17 protein-coding genes and 1 pseudogene are annotated in these 18141 nt (G+C 35.1%); 6 read left to right on the top strand and 12 right to left on the bottom strand.

Annotation, left to right across the window (positions count from 1 at the left end; translation table 11 throughout):
- Positions 1-110: 110 nt before the first annotated feature.
- From msrB to FHR29_RS05460, 5 genes and pseudogenes are all read right to left on the bottom strand, one after another.
- Positions 111-581, bottom strand: a complete 471-nt coding sequence (gene msrB, locus FHR29_RS26820; RefSeq protein ID WP_262708415.1) for a peptide-methionine (R)-S-oxide reductase MsrB — start codon at positions 579-581, stop codon at positions 111-113.
- Between the two features lie 60 nt (positions 582-641).
- Positions 642-1103: pseudogene (gene msrA, locus FHR29_RS26815) on the bottom strand (peptide-methionine (S)-S-oxide reductase MsrA); the annotation flags it as partial.
- Positions 1104-1228: 125 nt separating this feature from the next.
- Positions 1229-1678 (bottom strand): DUF417 family protein, encoded by a 450-nt coding sequence (locus FHR29_RS05470; RefSeq protein WP_132839737.1) that lies wholly within the window; start codon positions 1676-1678, stop codon positions 1229-1231.
- A 76-nt stretch (positions 1679-1754) separates the two neighbouring features.
- On the bottom strand, positions 1755-2027 hold the full coding sequence (locus tag FHR29_RS05465; protein WP_031288290.1) for a hypothetical protein: 273 nt from the start codon (positions 2025-2027) through the stop codon (positions 1755-1757).
- A gap of 9 nt (positions 2028-2036) precedes the next feature.
- On the bottom strand, positions 2037-2588 hold the full coding sequence (locus FHR29_RS05460) for a sigma-70 family RNA polymerase sigma factor (protein ID WP_183912956.1): 552 nt from the start codon (positions 2586-2588) through the stop codon (positions 2037-2039).
- A 319-nt stretch (positions 2589-2907) separates the two neighbouring features.
- Between FHR29_RS05460 and FHR29_RS05455 the strand changes: the two genes are divergently transcribed.
- From FHR29_RS05455 to FHR29_RS05430, 6 genes are all read left to right on the top strand, one after another.
- Positions 2908-3894: a glycoside hydrolase family 18 protein gene (locus FHR29_RS05455; RefSeq protein ID WP_311732291.1), complete on the top strand. Its 987-nt coding sequence runs from the start codon at positions 2908-2910 to the stop codon at positions 3892-3894.
- Positions 3895-3938: 44 nt separating this feature from the next.
- Positions 3939-5168 (top strand): DUF5009 domain-containing protein, encoded by a 1230-nt coding sequence (locus FHR29_RS05450; RefSeq protein ID WP_183912952.1) that lies wholly within the window; start codon positions 3939-3941, stop codon positions 5166-5168.
- Positions 5169-5359: 191 nt separating this feature from the next.
- Positions 5360-5986, top strand: coding sequence for a carbohydrate-binding family 9-like protein (locus FHR29_RS05445; protein ID WP_221197802.1), 627 nt, complete (start codon positions 5360-5362; stop codon positions 5984-5986).
- 100 nt (positions 5987-6086) lie between these two features.
- A complete protein-coding gene (locus tag FHR29_RS05440) occupies positions 6087-6308 on the top strand; it encodes a hypothetical protein (protein WP_132768330.1) in 222 nt (73 codons plus the stop codon).
- 57 nt (positions 6309-6365) lie between these two features.
- The gene (locus tag FHR29_RS05435; RefSeq protein WP_183912948.1) at positions 6366-6836 is read left to right on the top strand and encodes an OsmC family protein; all 471 of its coding nucleotides are present in this window, start codon (positions 6366-6368) and stop codon (positions 6834-6836) included.
- A gap of 120 nt (positions 6837-6956) precedes the next feature.
- Positions 6957-7484, top strand: a complete 528-nt coding sequence (locus tag FHR29_RS05430; protein ID WP_132768334.1) for an STM3941 family protein — start codon at positions 6957-6959, stop codon at positions 7482-7484.
- Between the two features lie 241 nt (positions 7485-7725).
- Here the strand turns inward: FHR29_RS05430 and FHR29_RS05425 are convergent, their stop codons facing one another.
- The 7 genes from FHR29_RS05425 to FHR29_RS05395 all read right to left on the bottom strand — a co-directional run bounded on the left by FHR29_RS05425 (position 7726) and on the right by FHR29_RS05395 (position 18140).
- Positions 7726-9543: a RagB/SusD family nutrient uptake outer membrane protein gene (locus FHR29_RS05425; RefSeq protein ID WP_183912946.1), complete on the bottom strand. Its 1818-nt coding sequence runs from the start codon at positions 9541-9543 to the stop codon at positions 7726-7728.
- 15 nt (positions 9544-9558) lie between these two features.
- Positions 9559-12921 carry a TonB-dependent receptor gene (locus tag FHR29_RS05420; protein WP_260291904.1) on the bottom strand — a complete coding sequence of 1121 codons (3363 nt, stop codon included), beginning with the start codon at positions 12919-12921 and terminating at the stop codon, positions 9559-9561.
- 248 nt (positions 12922-13169) lie between these two features.
- Positions 13170-14267: a FecR family protein gene (locus FHR29_RS05415; RefSeq protein WP_132839727.1), complete on the bottom strand. Its 1098-nt coding sequence runs from the start codon at positions 14265-14267 to the stop codon at positions 13170-13172.
- A 53-nt stretch (positions 14268-14320) separates the two neighbouring features.
- Positions 14321-14863, bottom strand: a complete 543-nt coding sequence (locus tag FHR29_RS05410; RefSeq protein ID WP_132839726.1) for an RNA polymerase sigma factor — start codon at positions 14861-14863, stop codon at positions 14321-14323.
- A gap of 343 nt (positions 14864-15206) precedes the next feature.
- On the bottom strand, positions 15207-15830 hold the full coding sequence (gene prfH / locus FHR29_RS05405) for a peptide chain release factor H (protein WP_132768344.1): 624 nt from the start codon (positions 15828-15830) through the stop codon (positions 15207-15209).
- Positions 15831-15834: 4 nt separating this feature from the next.
- Positions 15835-17226, bottom strand: coding sequence for an RtcB family protein (locus tag FHR29_RS05400; RefSeq protein ID WP_132839724.1), 1392 nt, complete (start codon positions 17224-17226; stop codon positions 15835-15837).
- 464 nt (positions 17227-17690) lie between these two features.
- Entirely contained in the window at positions 17691-18140 is a 450-nt protein-coding gene (locus FHR29_RS05395; RefSeq protein WP_183912942.1) for a DUF5018-related domain-containing protein, read from the bottom strand.
- Position 18141: the final 1 nt, after the last annotated feature.

Below are 18141 nucleotides of genomic sequence, written 5' to 3'. Positions count from 1 at the left end.
AATGATAACACTTATATAAATAACTTTATCATGTACGGATGATCTTATGTATAAATTTACATCCTGATAATTCGAAATGATTATAAAATAAAGAACTACCTAACAACATGTTATTTAATTGACTTCTGATCTTTTTTCTCTAACAATGCGATATACTTAGCATAACCTTTCGTAGCCATTTCATCTTTAGGAATAAATTTGATAGATGCACTATTGATACAATATCTTAAACCTCCTTTATCTGCAGGACCATCATTAAAAATATGTCCTAAATGTGCATCGCCTGTCTTACTGCGCACTTCAGTACGTTCCATTCCGTATGAATTATCCGATAGTTCCTTCACTATTTTCTCACTAATCGGTTTTGAAAAACTTGGCCATCCACAATCCGACTCAAACTTATCTGAAGATATAAACAATGGTTCGCCTGTCGTCACATCAACATAGATCCCTTCTCTAAATTCATTCCAGTACTCATTATCAAAAGCTCTTTCGGTAGCGTTTTTTTGCGTTACATTGTACTGGATATCCGTAAGTTCTTTTTTTAAGGTTTCTTTATCCTTTTTTTTATATTCCCCCACTTTGACAGGATTTGCCTTCTTTGCTAATTCAAATAAATCTGCTCCTATATGACAATAGCCTCCAGGATTTTTGTCCAAATAATCTTGATGATATGTTTCTGCATCATAAAAACTCTTTACAGGTCCAAATTCTACCACTATTTTCTTTTGCGGATAAGCCCTCCCTAATTCCTCAATTTTTTGATGTACTAAACTTTCATCTTCTTTATTGGAGAAAAAAATACCTGTCCGGTATTGGGTTCCTATATCATTCCCTTGTTGATTTAAAAGTGTTGGATCGATCGTTTTGAAAAACAAGTCAATTAACAGTTCTAAATCAATTTCTTCGGGGTCATAGACAACTTTAACGGTTTCTGCAGCTCCTGTTACACCTTTAGAAACTGCCTCATAAGTTGGTTTTACAACTGTTCCATTCGCATATCCTACTTCTGTAGCAGTAACACCTCTTACTTGTTTAAAAAAATGCTCTGTACCCCAAAAGCATCCTCCTGCAAAATAAATTTCTTTTGTTTTACGATTCATGTCGGTTGGTATTTTATTTAGTGGCTCTATTGTCTTTTTCTTTAAAGCAAGACCCATTGCCATCAATGTGACAACTCCAATAGAACATATCAATATTATTAATGTATTTTTCATTGTTTTATGTTTTAAACTGTCTTATAACTTACCAAATGCATACCAAATCCTAGATACATCAGATCTTTAAGTATAAAAAAATCTGTATAGGGTACGCCATCTATAATCTTCCACATATTTGGTGTGGTGAATAAGTAACTCAATGTCATCAGGAATATGACGCACATTGCAAATCCTGCATATTTTTTCAGTTCGTCAAATTTTAATGTCAGAATCAGTAAAATTGCTACCAAAATTTCCACTACACCAACTATATTCGATACGGTTTGCACACTCAATATGGTATACATCCAAGCCGATAGTGGATGATTTTCTATCAGTGGTTTAATCGCATTTGCCTCCGTAGGTGTAAACTTAAATATTCCTATCCAAAGTAAAATAAGAACTGCTCCTCCAAACGAAATATAGTAACCTAACGAAGACCCTATATTTGGATCATTATTTTTGTTTTTTGCATGCATTTTGATTGATTTTAAAGTTCAGTGATGTTTCTTTACATCAATAGTCGCTGATACTTTCAAATCCTGACAAAAAAGATTAAGTTTTAATTTTACTTTTTATTTTACTTTTAAACTCCTGTATATCATTTTCATGAATAACCTGATTATGCCCTTTATTCAGATTGTTGCGCAAAAGTGTATCCATAAAAATAAACTTTCTCTCATAAGCGCGGCACCATTTACAAATAGAAAGATGTCCCTTTAATCTTAGTCTTTGAATTAATGATAACTCGTCAGCATTTTGCAGTTCAATTAACAAAGTCGTCTCAGAACAAGAGAGCAGTAAAAAGTGTATGGTTCTTTTTAACATAGTAATGTTTTAATTTTGAGTATTAAACCAATTATTTTCCAAACAGGCCCGTAATTGTAAACGACTTCTCTGAAGTATTTTCCAAAGGTTAGTCGTTGTAATTCCGGTTTCCTGACAAATTATAGCTGCCTTTTTTTCTTCGAGATAATAAAGCTTTACAGGGATTTTCCACTTTAAAGGAAGACCTTCTAAACACTCCTCCAAAGCAATATGGAACTCTTTGTCATCCAGCAGATTTTGTTCTTCGTTCCACTCATATAGTATATCATCACTTTTCCATGATCCTGATTCATCAAAAAAATAATCCAAACTGATCTGATCGTTATGACGGTACTTTTTACGATAGAAATCAGCAACTTTATTCTTTAAGATACGCATGAGCCAAGTTAAGGGACTACTATTACCCTTGAAGTTAGTATATGACTCAAAGGCATTTATAAAAACATCTTGTACCAAATCCTCGGCATCTTCTTTATCAGACACTAAATACATTGCTCTTTTTAATAAGGGCAGACTGTATTGGTCAATCCACCTATTAATTGTCTCTATCTTTTCATTCATGCTGCGATTCAAATATACTGGTTTATAAAGTTAAAGAATAAACTTCTGACTTCTATCAACATTAACCGGACGATGTAAGCAGATTGGGTAGATTAATGCTAGATAAAAGGAAGTTTAAATATACTTTTCATTTTAGTTCAGACAATTTATCTTGTTAGAAAAAAAGATATATAACGAATTGATTATCAACAAATAATATATTATATTTACAGATAGGACTAACCTAACATTAAAAAAAAGATCTCATATATTGAAACTTATGCTAATTAAAAAGAATGAGAAATCGTGTATAGCGTTTTTTTCCTTTCAGCTTATTATTGTGTTAATACTGCTAATATCTACTGTCTCACCCATTTTTGCGAAAAAGAAACCTAGTAAGGTTATAGTCGCCTATGTAACTTCCTGGACATCAGATATACCCGATCCAACACAGATTACACATATTAATTACGCATTTGGTCATGTTAATGATGCTTTTAATGGTATTCGTATCGATAATGAAACACGGTTACAATCGATTGTCGATCTGAAGAAAAAATATGCTCATCTTAAGGTATTATTGTCGATCGGTGGTTGGGGAAGTGGCCGATTTAGTGAGGTGGCCTCAGATAACACTAAAAGAGAGCAATTTGCCCAAGATTGTGCTCGAGCTGTCAAACAATTTCATTTAGATGGTATTGATATTGACTGGGAATACCCTACTAGTTCGGCCGCAGGTATATCTTCCCATATTAATGATACCCATAATTTTAGTTTATTGATGAAAGCGATTAGAAAAGCTATTGGCACTAAAAAATTGCTAACTATGGCTTCTGTGGCAAGTGGTAAATATGTGGCTTTCGATATAGTTGCACCTTATCTAAATTTTGTCAATATCATGACCTACGATTCCGGTAATCCTCCTTACCACCATGCGAGCCTATACCGATCAGCATTGTCTGGTAATACAACATGTGAAGAAGCAGTAGCAGCACATATTACCGCGGGGATGCCTGCTCACAAACTTGTTTTAGGAGTACCCTTTTATGGAAGAGGAAATAAGGAAGAAGTTAAAAGTTTTATCGATTACAAAGACTTATTAAAGCTACAAGGATTGGAAAAAAAATGGGATGATGTTGCAAAAGCGAATTACATGGTCAATCAACAAGGAGAATTTGTTTTGTCCTATGAAAGCCCTGAATCCATCAGGCTCAAGTGCGATTTTATAAGAGCAAAAGGTTTATTAGGAGCTATGTATTGGGAATATGCTGGTGATACAGAAGAAGGAATACTTCGAAGTACAGTTTATTCAGGAATATTCGAGTAATCAACAATTGAACATAAGTACAGGAATAACCTTATTGTGAAAGAATGGAAAAGCAAAGTTTATTTTATCATAAGCGGAATCCAGCAATTGATATGATGCGGGCACTGACCATGTTGATTATGATCTTTGTTAATGATTTTTGGAAAATTCATGACGTTCCACATTATCTTGAGCATGCTGCTTATGGAGAAGATTTTATGGGGCTAGCAGATGTTATATTTCCATGCTTTCTTTTCTCTGTCGGTTTATCCATACCTTATGCAATCGAGATACGGTATACTAAAGGATATGAATCGCTATCGACAATAAAACATATTTTGTCCCGTACATTTGCACTTTTGATTACTGGAGTTTTTATCGGAAATTCCGAAGCCGGGCTAGCGGCAGACACTCCTTATTCAATCGCTATCTATTGGGTACTGATGATCCTAGCTTTTGTTGCCATCTGGAACGACTATTCAAAGGTTACGAATCATCGAATACAAGGCCTGATCCCCATCTTCAAAATAATAGGTGTACTCATACTTCTCTATTTAGCAATTAGCTTTAGAGGAGCAAATGGATCTGTATTTTCTTCGAATTGGGGTATTCTTGGGATGATTGGTTTTTCTTATTTCTTTTGTGCGACTGTTTATTTACTATTTTCTGATCGACAGAAATACCTATTTTACAGTGCTGTCATCCTTATTTTGATCGCAATTCTTAAAACGCCATTAAAAGCAGAGTTTGGTGGAACTTCAATCTTAAATCTACCAAAAGGTAATTTTATTGACGGATTCATTGCACTATTTCATATCGGCAATGGCGTATTAACAGCTTTCACCATGGGTGGTGTAATACTCAGTATGTCACTTGCTAAAATGGAAAAATTATCTAAAAGCATGCAATGGTTCTATATCATTTTATCTGGGTTGATCAGTTTAGCGATGGGATATTTCTGTCATCAATATTGGATTGTAAATAAAATCTCGGCGACATTACCTTGGTTATTTTATGTCTTATGTATTTCTCTCTTGACATATACTTTAATGGATATCTTAACCTATTATAACTTGACAGGATGGTTTAAATGGATCAAACCAGCTGGTACAAGTACACTTACTACTTATTGTATACCTTATTTGTATTATGCAGCCTCTAGTTTAACCTTAATTACATTACCCGATCAATTAACCTCTGGGTTGCCAGGTCTTCTTAATTGCTTTCTTTTTGCTATTTTAGTAATCTGGACAGCTGGCCTTTTTGAAAAAATGAATATAAAACTACGGCTATAAAACATAGAAAATATGATTATGTTGTGTTCTAAATAAGCTTTGATACCAGCACCATAGCTGACTTAAATATTTACCTTATATCTATAATGAGAAATTCGATTCGAGCTGTACTTCTTTTTTTCGCGGTATTTACAACATGTAACTTAACTGCCCAAGTGCATAACAGGTCAAAGTCTTTAACAGTAGTGAGATTGAAAACGGATATAGCTGATCCTAAAGATATCCCTCTTTTTTTTAATAAAGCGGCTATTACCTATCAAGCTATTGATCAGGTGAATTGGGCTACATATCCCTATAAACCGCGGGTTAGTTTTGCTATTGCATATACCGATAAGGCCTTATTAATTCATTACCTAGTGGAGGAGAAACATGTACGGGCTGTTACTAATCATGATAACGGGAAAGTATTTCAAGATGCATGTGTTGAATTTTTTGTCCAACCTCAGGCCTCTGATTTAACCTATTATAATTTTGAATTCAACTGTATCGGAAAGTTATTATTGCAGGCAGGTAAGCCTGGAAAACGTGCATTGGCCACAGAACCTATATTAAACAGTATCAAGCGATGGTCATCTTTAGGTAGCGATCCTATCAATATTCAAAATCAAACAACCTCTTGGCAACTAGCTGTCATCATACCATTAACTGCTTTCTATTTAAATCCAATGGATTCATTTGCTAATCAAAAGTTTAAAGGGAACTTTTATAAATGCGGTGATAAATTGGAACAGCCTCATTATTTATCTTGGTCTCCTATTCATTTACCGCATCCACAGTTTCATGCTAAAGATTTTTTTGGAAATATAAACTTTCAATAAAGATGAGTTAGATCTTTCGTATTATGTCTCTCATCCTATTTTCTTAGCAAGAACTTTATAAAACCTAATTCTGATGTAGTTTTCAGGTTTAAGCACTGATATGATCAAATTTAATCCAGGACCTGTATTTAAAGTAACCCTAGAGCATAATAAACTTTATGGACAGGTTGGTCATGATAAAAAAGAACTTGTACCCTTTGCAAAACATAAATTCTTCGCGCAAGACCTAGATTCTTCCCCTATCTTTCAGATTGATTCCAAAAACAAAATCATTGGTTTAAACAAAATTCAGAATAGTGAAATGAAAGCACATAAATTGTAGTCAAATTAGTGTTAATATTGGATATCTAGTATAATGGAGTTAAATTTGAAATAAAAAATGGCGTTCAAGCACATCTTTAAAGTAGCACTAAGTTGGTTTTCAACAGAGAAGGTAGCTTCTACTAAATCTAAAGTTTATAGTAAAAGCCATCACATTTCTATTGAAGGGAAAAGTGATCTGGCAATCTCTGCCGCTAAAGCTTTCAAAGGGGATCCAAGTCTATACAATCCAGAAGATCTCTTGCTGAGTAGCTTAGTTTCATGCCACATGATGTCTTATCTTTATCTTTGTGATCAAAACAACATTGAGGTCATCTCTTACACAGACCATGCAGAAGCTATATTAGAAGTTAATTCAGATGCTAGTGGCCGTTTTGTGGAGGTAATACTAAAACCTGCAGTGGTTATTTTAAATCCGGAGCAAATTGCATTAGCGTTAGATTTGCACAAAAAAGCTAATCAACTTTGTTTTATAGCCAATTCGTGCAATTTTCCTGTAATGCATAAGCCGACATGCCTCACAGAATAAAAATATAATAGGTACTTTCCATAAAAGACAGGTATATAAATAACGCATATAACTTCGCAATTTTCTTGGGTATATGATAAAATTCTTTACTTTCGCTGTTCATTAATACATACATGATATATGAACAAAGAAATTAAAATCTTTAGAGATACAGCTAAAAGCAGAAAGTTATTAATCAGTTCTGGAGCGATCTGTCTAGTCCTGGGCATTGTATTTATTTATGGATTAGGCACTTTTGACGATATTTTTAAAGCAAAGGTAGCAGTGGCTAGTGGGGCTGTATTTTTGATTATGCTGATTTTCGTGATAAAGAGTATCATAAATATGAATGATAAGTCTGCAATTTTTGAATTGAATGAAAATACTGTAAGCGGAAAAACCTCACCTCTATCAAGAGGTATTGGAGCAATTAACTGGAAAGATGTTACTGGTTTAGAGGTTCAAAAAGTTGGTGGCGATACTTTGGTGGTTGTATACTTAACGAATGTAGCATATTACCAAACAAAACTTTCCAAGATGTTTTGGAATATGGCTTTTGATAAACAATCGCAAGAATTACAGATCATGTATTCTGCTTCCGAAATTGATATGAGCATAAATGAACTCTATGACTTGTTTGTATCTTACTGGAAACAACAAGTTGCATAGTTATTCATTTTCGATAATATGAATGGTCTCCTGTAAAACCATCATACTATAATATAAACCTTCATTTCCGATTATGCGAAAAGACTTTTATGGCACTATTATTTAATTAAGGTCGATCTACTAAATTTCCAAATTTAATAAAAATACAAAAATAGAGAAGGCTTATCCCATCACAGATAAGCCTTCTCTTAATTACCTTCTTATTCTTCTCTTAAGGTTATGTAAGATCGATTATTTCCTACTATTGTTCCCAACCTAATGTTTGCACTAAGTTACTTCCACTCAACACCATTTGACTATTGGCGATAGGATAATAGTAGTGCTTATTTTTAATAAAGTTTTTCTTATTATCCCTAGCAACAGTAAACATAATATGTCCATTACTTCCATTCTCTAGGTAAATGCTATTATTATTACCATTTGCATCTTTGAGGTAGTAAAGTGTAATGTTCTTCAGTTGTTCTGGAGTAAACCCAGCAATAGGACCTGTATCTTTTGCCGATTCTAATATAGCTATATCGGCATTCCCGTCACCGGTGACATCCATTGCACCTAACGCCTTTACATACATACCTTGCTGTTGATCTGCAAGACGTTCACCAACTTCCCATCTAAAAATATCACGATAGCGCTGGCCTTCACATGCTAATTCAACCCGTCTTTCTCTTCTAACTTCTAAAATTAGTCCAACATTTCCTTTTACATTAGGATAGTATTGTTGCAATATGGGATCTACAGCACCCATCGCTTCACTTAAAATCATCGCTGGCATAGCAACACGAGCTCTAATCTCATTGATCGATTTGTCCAGGTCTGCTTGACTATTCAAAATTCCAAGTTCCGCTTTAGCTTCTGCATAGATTAATAAAACCTCAGCATATCTAAATACAAATGCATCCGTGTAAGAAGCTTCCCAAGCTATCATTTCTGATACCTCTGGATAAAACTTAATCTGATTATACCCACCTAAAGTTGGTTTCAACCGGTGTGGAGTTTTTGCGTCAACAGATTGAAAACCTGGTTTCATAAATGTTTGTGCAAAACGTGGATCTCTATTAACAAATATCTCATCCACATTTTTTGTTTTATAATTAGGCTGATTGGTAAATCTACTGCCGTCCTTCATCAAATAACTCTCCATCAGTGTCTGACTTAAAGCCCATTCATAATCCAATACCGTATGCGTATTCCGTCTCATACTTAGATCTTTATCATAATCGATAAACATAATAGTTTCCGGATTTGACTGAAGATTTTGACTGATAAACAAGTCTCTGTAAGCTCTATCTACACCACCGGCTTTACTGATCTGGAAGCCACCCTCATTTATGATTTTCTCCGAAGCAGATACTGCTCTTTCTAGAAACGTTTTAGAACTAGCAGCCAAACCTAAGTAGGTATGATATTTACGGTATGTACCTTCTTGCAGTGCAAACTGTGACAGCTGTGCTAAAGCAGCCCATTTAGTTACAGTCGATTTGTGTCCGTCAGGTTTTATATGGGCTGCTGCAAATTCTAGGTCAGCCATAATAGAATCAACCACCAAATCCCTGCTGTCTTGCTTTTTATGTAAAGGTTCAGTATCTGCTGTACCTAAAGTATTCCCATACCAAGGTACATCATTATACATATTGACTTTATCAATATAAAAGCGAGCACGGAAAAATTTGGCTATACCAACATAATGGTTAACTTCTTCTGCACTTGCATTTTTAACTCTACTATAATTTTCTAAAAAAAAATTAATATTTCGCAAGGTCGACCAGCCCCATACACTCGCATTTTGAGGTGTTATACCTCCCCTCATCATTTCATCTATAGCGCTTCCTGAATTATGATGGGCCAAGTTATCCGTTCCGATATCTGCGATCGGTGAACTTAAAGTATTGTAAAAACTATTTGTATATGTTTTTAAATCTGTAATATTATTGAAAAAAACTTCTTCAGTAACTGATGTAGTAGGATATCGATCCATAAAATCATCATTACAACTTGTTACTAGGGCAAACATACTCATTAATGTACCCCCGACGATTATCCATCTATTTATATTTTTCATGATACATTTCATTATTTAAAAATTAAAATTCAAGCCCAAAGAATATGTTCTTTGAAATGGATAAGCAGTTCTATCCCCTACAATCTCTGGATCTAAATAATCCATCAATTTCGTAAATTCAAAAAGATTTTCGCCGCTGGCAAATAAACGAACGCGATCCACTCCCCATCGATCTGTCAACGATTTTGGAAAAGTATAACCGACCGTAATATTTTTAACCCTTAAATAGCCCGCATTTTGTAAATATTTAGTTTGTGTAGCTGCCAATTCGATTCCACTTTGCTCAGCTACATAAGATTTAGGTCTAGGCAAGTATCCATTTGGATTATCTGGCGTCCAGTGATCTAAATTAAATTTTGTCAAACTCGCCCAAGGTTGAGCATAGATACCCCAAAAATAATGGTCGCCTCCAGGAGGATAATAATTTCTCTTACCGACACCTTGCAAAAATATACGGAGGTCGATTCCATTCCATGCCGATGTTAAATCAAGGCCATAAGTGTATCGCTGTCTTGAGTTACCGATCACTTTATAATCACCAGGGTTTGCTAATGTCCAATCACCGTTATTGATCTTTCCATCTCCGTTTATGTCCGCAAATTTAAGATCACCTGGCTCGAGGCCTCTTGTACCCGGATAAGAAGTAACATCATTCTGATCAGCATGTGCCTCTATTTCTGCTGCTGACTGAAAAAAACCTAATGTGGTCAATCCCCACATTTCACCGATCTCCTGTCCTACATAGTAATCATTTAAGTTATTTTTAGGATTGCTAAATTTTTCTATGTAAGCACGGCTGTCAGCAAGATTAAAGCGAGTTGCAAAGGAAAGAGGTTTAGAACCGACCATAAACTCTTTATTAAAACCAAGGGTGAACTCCCAACCTTTTGTCTTTAAATCTGCTGCATTTTCTAATGGTACTCCGGTACCGAGAACAATAGGTAACGTACGACCCGCAGTCAGCATATCTTTTGTCATACGTTGATACAAATCAAATGATCCAAAAAATTGATTACCAAAAAGGCCGATATCTACTCCGAAATTTGATTGTGTAACTGTTTCCCAAGTTAACGTAGGCGAGACCAAACCAGGACTTGTTACATAAGCAGGGCGTTTACCATCTAACACAATACTTGTACCTTTTCCCATATTTGCGATATATGGATAATAGTTATCACGCAGATCTTGATTAGCCAATGACCCATAGGATCCGCGTAACTTCAAATTTGAAACAGACGCACTTAGCGGAGCAAAAAAGTTCTCCTTTGAAATCACCCAAGCCCCAGAAACTGATGGGTTAAATGCAAATCGATCTTTTTTAGGAAATCTTGAAGAACCGTCATATCTCAGATTTGATTCAAAAATATATCGCTCTTTATAACTGTAGTTAATTCTAGCAAATGCACCTCTGACCGACCATGCATAGTCAGATGCACCAACTGAAGGTGTTTCTCCTGTGGCTAGTCCAATAGTAGGCAAAGAATTGGCAATCAATTGATCACGTGAGGCTGAAAACGACTCATAAATACGTTCTTCCTGATTAAAACCAACCATTAATGAAAAATAGTGATCCTTTAATGTCTGTTGGTACTGGGAATACAGATTATATACATTATAGCGGGTTTCATCACTTCCATTTGAAGCTGAGCTATTGAAAGCTTGGCGTTTGATAACACCTGGACCTGTACTAAATTCCAGTGGCACCACAAAATAATGACTTTTACCGGATACCCTTCTAAATGTTGCATCACCATTTAAAGTCCAAACATTTTTTAGTAGATCGATCTTAGCTCCAAAACTGCTTTGAAAATCATTGACTCTGCGAACACTTCTTCCTCCATCGGCAACAGCACCGATCATACTTACACCGGCTTCTGTATAGGTTCCGTCAGGATTGCGTACCGTATTTAATGAGGGCTGGCGGTTAACATTATGCCAATAAAGATAACCTTGATCAATAGCAGATGGTTGGTCATATTTATCTGCAGTATAGGTTGTATTATTAGATAATGTAAACCAATCAGTTAATTTATAATCTCCCTTAGCTCTAAAATTGTAGCGATCATAGGTATCTGGACTGATTCTGAGCATACCATTTTGTCTATAATACTCTCCAGAAAGATAAAATGAAGACTTTTCATTTTTTTGAGATATATTGATGTTGTTCGTGTAAGAAGGCTGAATATCTTTATATACTTCTTTGAACCAGTCTGTTGAACCTAAATAGATATAAGCATTAGGATTTTTTGGATCCACAATCACACGTGGTAATGAAGGATCATCATTTAAAGCTTTACCATATTCGAGCATCCTTTCATCATAAAGATTATACCAAGGAGCACCCATGATATTCCTATACTTCATGACTTCATATGGATTATCTTCAATGTCGACCGTTCTAGTTATTGCTTTAGCTGCAAAAATTGAATTGGCGGCTACCTTTATCTCTTTACTTGTTCCTGTTTTTGTCGTTACTAAGACCACACCAAAAGCAGCCCGGCTACCATAGATTGCTGCAGATGCGGCATCTTTTAAAACCGTAACACTAGAAATATCAATGGGATTCATTCTGTTTAATTCATCATTTGTGGCCGGAACGCCATCAATCACAATTAATGGTCCACCGCCAGATAATGATGTATACCCCCTTACATTAATCCCAGGTGAACTATTTGCTCTACCACTCGTAGGCGTTATGTTTAGATTAGCCATAGCTCCCTGTAGCCCAGTACCAACATTAGTAATCGGTCTGCTATCCAAAAACTTTTCACTGATCTGGTCAACAGCACCAGATAAATTGACTCTTTTTTGAGTTCCATAACCCACGACAATAACTTCATCCAAGTGCGACTCTGCGCTTTCCATTCGGATATTGATCACCTTTTGATTTGCAACCTGAACCTCTTGATCTTTGTAGCCTAAAAAACGGAAAAGTAAAATGCCATTTTCTGGTACACGAAGAGAAAACCGTCCATCTGCATCTGTCTTTGTCGAAAGGCCAGATACTCCCAAAACGGATACAGTTACACCCCGCATAACCCCAATAGAATCACGCACTGTACCAGATATTTCAATATCTGTTTTATTTCTTTCAGTAATAACGATTGTCCCCCCCATTATCTCAAATGCAAGATTTTGACCTTTTAGTGCCCGATTTAAGACGGTGCGAACATCTGATTTAGAAACAGACACATCTAAAAGATCGGTCTGCTCGAGTAATTTTTCATCGTAAAAAAAACGCAATTTAGTCTGCTTAGATATCTCTTTCAGCACATGCTCTATTTTCGCATTCTTCATCGAAATATTTACATTCTGAGCATATCCCGATGCTTGGGCCCCGAGTGTAAACAACACAACCAGCATACAAATTAACTTCATAATTAGCAGGATTTTAAAAACATAGGCATAGGGTCGACTCCTCCGATCATCCCGGATTATTATAGGAGAAAAAAAATTCATAACTTTGAATAGTTAAAGGTTGATTAATCTATAGAATTCACATTTCAATAAATTGCCTTTTTCCATTTGGGAGTGCGTCAACACTCCCTTTTTTTATGGATCTGGCCGTAAACTAGTATTTGTTAGGTTTCGATCATATCATTCAAATTTTAAGGTTTATAATTCTGTTATTTTATAATTACTTTTCGTCCATCAATTTCAAATTTTTTCTTAGTCACATATGCCAATGAATTTAGAATTTCGGAAAGTTTCAATTCACGACTTAAAGAGCCTTTATAAGATGAATTTAAGGTCAAAGCTTCAGCATTAATAATTTCAACATCATACCATCGCGCAATCTGTGATAAAATATCTTGAAGATTGTTGCCGTCAAAATAAAACTCTCCTCGTTGCCAAGCTATATGTTTTGAAACATCTGTTTGTTGGATTTTAATTTCATCACCTTTTATCAAAGCCTCTTCTCCCGGAAGCAACTCATGTTCGTGATTTCCTTTTAGAATCTTTACTTTACCTTCAACAAGAGTTGTATTCACTTGATCTGCATAAGCATTAATGTTAAAACTTGTACCTAGAACTTCAACAGTACTACCTTCGACTTCAATGCGGAAGGGCCTATTCTTATCCTTTTTCACTTCAAAATAAGCTTCACCTGTGAGCTTTACCCGACGCTCTTTTACACCAAAAGCATCCGGATAATCTAGTGTAGAAGAAGAATTTAACCAAACCAATGTACCATCCTCTAATTCCAATTTATATGTGCCAGCATTGGGTACTTCTATAAAATAGTTGCTGGAATGCGGGACATTACTCTTATTTAGTTGATGGTCTTTTATTTCACTTTTTTTACCCTTATAAGATAGATAAGCATAAGAAGACCCAGGCAGGATATCATTTTTATAAGTTCCAGTAGAATCTGGTATTTGTGCTGCCAAATGGACTTCCTTTAATTGAATATTATTTTTCACGAAGTATAATGTAGCAATACTCACGAGCACTATAACAGCGGCCGCTACGGAAAATCTTTTCCAGTCAAACATCTTTCTCACTGGATTTGAATCAGAAGTAACATCTAGCTGATCCATTACGATAGATTTTGATCTACCTAATGATTGAATCCGTTCGGTATCCGAAGTCTCTTGAGACTGGTCATCTTCAATTGAATAAAACCAATTCAAAAGCAGTCTATGTTCTTCAGGTGTACATTGACCATCCAGATATTTCTGAAGTAATTGTTTTTGAGAATCTATGGGTTTATTTTCCTTCATACATCCTTATAACCCGACTTCGGGTGAATAAGTACCGAAAAAAAGTAAAATAATTATTTGAGTTTAAATTTGAGTCTATTCAGCGCCATAGAAACATTATTCTTGACAGTCTGCTCAGATAAAGAAAGTTGATTGGCAATGTCTTTTATTGACATATCTTCACTCCTGCTGAGTCTAAAAACAGAACGCATAGTATCAGGCATACGAGACATTTCATTTTCTAAAAGCCTTGCAAGTTCTTTAGCGATCAGTTCATCTTCACTGGTATTGCCGATAAGATATTGATCTTTATTAATCTCAAGATAATCAAGATGACGATTTCTTTTTTCACTTTTAATAAGCCAATCAATCATCTCATATTTGGCCGCTTTAAATAAGTAAGGATAAATGGAATCACCCACTTCAATTTTGCTTCGTCTATTCCACATAGAAATAAAAACTTCCTGTATTATATCTTCGACATCTGGAATAGATTCAATCCGCTTTTGGATAAAACGAAAAAGAATATCCGAATATCGATCGAATAAAATTGAAAAGGCCATTTTATTGTCCTTCTTTAATTCCTCAAACAATTCGCTATCAGACCACGTCTTCATGATTTCTTACTCTTGATCAATTTAAATTGCATACTAGAACTTTACATTCCTTCAGTTGCAAAGTTATAATTGGTGTGTTAAGATAGCGTTAATATAATATTTAACAAAAAACAAATCACATTTTTAATCTGGTTTTTATTAAAAATATTCATTAATCAACTAAAATGTAGTGATCTATCGATGCTACGGTTTTACATAAAAATGAAATAATTCCGGACTAAGACTGCTTATTTAGATAAATTAGTACCTCCACATATAAAATGCAAATTCTAATTATAGTACAAAAGCCCTAGGTATTTAAACATAGGGCTTTTGAACAGTGATTCATTTCCATCTATCAAATTTATAATGAACCTTTGAATTTGATACCTTTAAAAACCCGGATGGGGTTACCACGCTCTATTTCAGCATGATTATGCCATTGGAGGTCTTTTTCTTGCTTAACAGTCAGATCCTGCATATTCATGATCTTTAACGCAAGACGTTCTGTTGCTAATTTTTTATTTTGTAATTGGGATCTTGTATCCATTGCTACGACCATTAACCCTGTCGGCATATGAAGTGCGCGAACAGCAGAACTAACTTTATTTACATGTTGTCCACCAGGTCCCGAACTTCGTATCATTTGATAAAGAATATCATCTTCCGAAATTGCTACCTCATTCTTCTCATTAACAATAAACAAAGCAATGAACCAATTTTTTCTTTTATGAAAAGTACGAAATGGACTTGTACAAGTCCATTGCAAAGAACCTGTCCACGATTGAAGAAATATATCGATATCGTGTCCTGTTAATTTACAAATTGCAGATCTTATTAACTCCCCCTCACTCTGCTCTTGACTCACAATAGTCACCAATATCTGCTTTTCTAATGCTTCTCTTTTAAAAATACTTAACACCTTTGTAAGGAAAAAGTCACACTCCTTGGGTCCTTTTCCTGAACTTAATTGAATATATACTTCCATTTTATTAACTTTCCATACGAACAAATTTTGGTTTGAAAATTCCCAAAACTGTTACTAATTCTTTTTGATAACTCATCACTTTTTCAATATCCTTATAGGCCATCGGTGATTCGTCCATACTGCCTCCGATAACTTGAACACCAGCATCGGCTAATTTTTTACTCATTGCTGTTTTGGTAAAAAGGGATTTTGCATCAGCTCTCGAATATAATCGTCCCGCACCATGTGAAGCGGAATTTAAACTTCCCACATGTCCCAAGCCTTCTACTAAGTAGCCTGGTGCGGTCATCGATCCGGGGATAATTCCCAAAACACCTTTACCTGCCGGCGTCGCACCTTTACGATGTACAATACATTCCTGACCACCGACCATTTCCTTCCATGCAAAATTGTGATGATTTTCGATTGTCACTTCAATACGCTTACCCAAGGCCTTAGCAATCCGCTGATGGATATTTTCATGACATGCTTTTGCATAGTCTCCTGCCAAATTCATTGCTAACCAATATTCCTGCCCATCATGTGTATTTAGGTCTAACCAAGCAAGGTGCTGTACTTGACGTGGTAAAGGACATTGCTTTTTAGCCAGATATGTATAATGTTTTGCAATATTTGCTCCCAATCCACGAGAACCACTGTGTGACAATACGGCTAAGTATTCACCAGCAACAAGTTTCCATTCAGGTTTGGGGTGTGTAAGTTCAATAATTCCAAATTCAACGAAATGATTTCCACCACCTGAGGTTCCCAGTTGCTTATAAGCTTTGTCTTTCAAGCTTTTTAAAAGCGGGATGTCCTGAAATTCGGATCGATAGAATAACTCATGGTCACTTTTGTTTTTATGCGTTTCATACATTCCAAATTTGGTGTGTTCTGATAAGATATTTAAAAGCATAGCATCTTTCCCTCTTATGAACGAGCCTGGCAAATTAAAAATAGACATACTCATACGACATCCAATATCTACACCAACACCATAAGGAATAACAGCCTGATGTGTAGCTAAAACGCCCCCAATAGGTAGACCATATCCCGAATGTGCATCGGGCATTAATGCGCCCGCCACTGCAACAGGAAGTTTTAAAGCATCATAGAGTTGAAATTTAGCCTTTTCATCAATCACATCTTCTCCAAAAATGGAAAATGGAGCGCGCTGTTTCAATAACTCCTGCATTTTCACTTCAACAGGCTTGATCAAACCCTCTGCTAACTTGCCCCAAATCCCATGATGATGAAAGATGCTAGGGTTAGACAATACCGCACTTAATTCTTGTAAGACAGCTTCTTTCTTCTCACGCTTTCTATAACGTTGTATTTGATTTAAACCAATATTTATTGTATTATTTTGAGGAAAACCTAATTTTATGAGGTCTTTCCCTGAGATTTTACTTCCCATGATTGTATTATAAAATTGAAAAATGTGTTAAAAAAACACAGTGAATATTTGGAAACAAGTTCCAATAATTGTCAATTCGGGAAAATTTGCATGTAAAATATAGAATAAACAAAAAAGCCCGAATTATCTTCGGGCTTTTAATATAATGATTTGATAGAATCCTTTATATCTGGGCACGAAGAACCATGACCGCATCTTTTGCAGTAATGTTAATGGATGTTATAGTAACTATAGACATTTTTGTGTTCTCCGTTTAAAGGGTTATTATTATTATTTATCGTGACAAATATATTATTTATTTTGAATTAAGTAAAAATTATTTTAAAAAAATTTATGATTTTGATTTTCGTATACAATCATTAATTTAATGGAGGATGTTCAATTTTAGATATAATTGTCAAGAACTAAAAAAGCTCCGGTTGATACCGGAGCTGATCTATAAAGTACTTTTATATGTAAAATATTTATTGTGCAACGGAAATCAAGACTTTCCATTCGCGTGTAGTTCCATCTGCAGAATACACTTGATACTTGAAATAACCTTTAGAAAAATCGCTAACTACACCTGCAACAGGTGCCCCCTCCAATGGTTCGATCTTTGTACCATAATGGGTAAATCGAATAGCCATTTTACTTAAATCAGTTCCTTTTACTGCAATAATGGTTATTGTTGCATTTTCTGGATTAACAATATTGGAGGAAGTAGGAATAGCATTGTATTTATATCCTGTTACAGGCTCACCATATCCCAGTTCATTCGTTACTTCTATATAATTAAACAGAACGGCTGTTGTTATAAAAGCTTTATCTCCGTAACTTCCTTCATCAAGTTCAACTCTAGGTTTCAAACAGGAAACCAACGAAAAGAGAAGTAGAAAAAAAGAGAAAACACTTACTTTGATATATTTCATCATT

This window comes from Sphingobacterium sp. JUb56 (assembly GCF_014191365.1).
GTDB lineage: Bacteria > Bacteroidota > Bacteroidia > Sphingobacteriales > Sphingobacteriaceae > Sphingobacterium > Sphingobacterium anhuiense.
The sequence above is the reverse complement of the archived record's forward strand: the minus strand, read 5'-3'. Positions and strand labels throughout refer to the sequence as shown.

Coding starts and splice junctions, on each gene's coding strand:
- FHR29_RS05435 (WP_183912948.1), top strand. CDS start 6,366: ATGGCGTTCAAGCACATCTTTAAAGTAGCACTAAGTTGGTTTTCAACA.
- FHR29_RS05465 (WP_031288290.1), bottom strand. CDS start 2,027: ATGTTAAAAAGAACCATACACTTTTTACTGCTCTCTTGTTCTGAGACG.
- FHR29_RS05400 (WP_132839724.1), bottom strand. CDS start 17,226: ATGGGAAGTAAAATCTCAGGGAAAGACCTCATAAAATTAGGTTTTCCT.
- FHR29_RS05430 (WP_132768334.1), top strand. CDS start 6,957: ATGAACAAAGAAATTAAAATCTTTAGAGATACAGCTAAAAGCAGAAAG.
- FHR29_RS05415 (WP_132839727.1), bottom strand. CDS start 14,267: ATGAAGGAAAATAAACCCATAGATTCTCAAAAACAATTACTTCAGAAA.
- FHR29_RS05440 (WP_132768330.1), top strand. CDS start 6,087: ATGATCAAATTTAATCCAGGACCTGTATTTAAAGTAACCCTAGAGCAT.
- FHR29_RS05420 (WP_260291904.1), bottom strand. CDS start 12,921: ATGAAGTTAATTTGTATGCTGGTTGTGTTGTTTACACTCGGGGCCCAA.
- FHR29_RS05395 (WP_183912942.1), bottom strand. CDS start 18,140: ATGATGAAATATATCAAAGTAAGTGTTTTCTCTTTTTTTCTACTTCTC.
- FHR29_RS05470 (WP_132839737.1), bottom strand. CDS start 1,678: ATGCATGCAAAAAACAAAAATAATGATCCAAATATAGGGTCTTCGTTA.
- FHR29_RS05450 (WP_183912952.1), top strand. CDS start 3,939: ATGGAAAAGCAAAGTTTATTTTATCATAAGCGGAATCCAGCAATTGAT.
- FHR29_RS05410 (WP_132839726.1), bottom strand. CDS start 14,863: ATGAAGACGTGGTCTGATAGCGAATTGTTTGAGGAATTAAAGAAGGAC.
- FHR29_RS05425 (WP_183912946.1), bottom strand. CDS start 9,543: ATGAAAAATATAAATAGATGGATAATCGTCGGGGGTACATTAATGAGT.
- FHR29_RS05460 (WP_183912956.1), bottom strand. CDS start 2,588: ATGAATGAAAAGATAGAGACAATTAATAGGTGGATTGACCAATACAGT.
- prfH (WP_132768344.1), bottom strand. CDS start 15,830: ATGGAAGTATATATTCAATTAAGTTCAGGAAAAGGACCCAAGGAGTGT.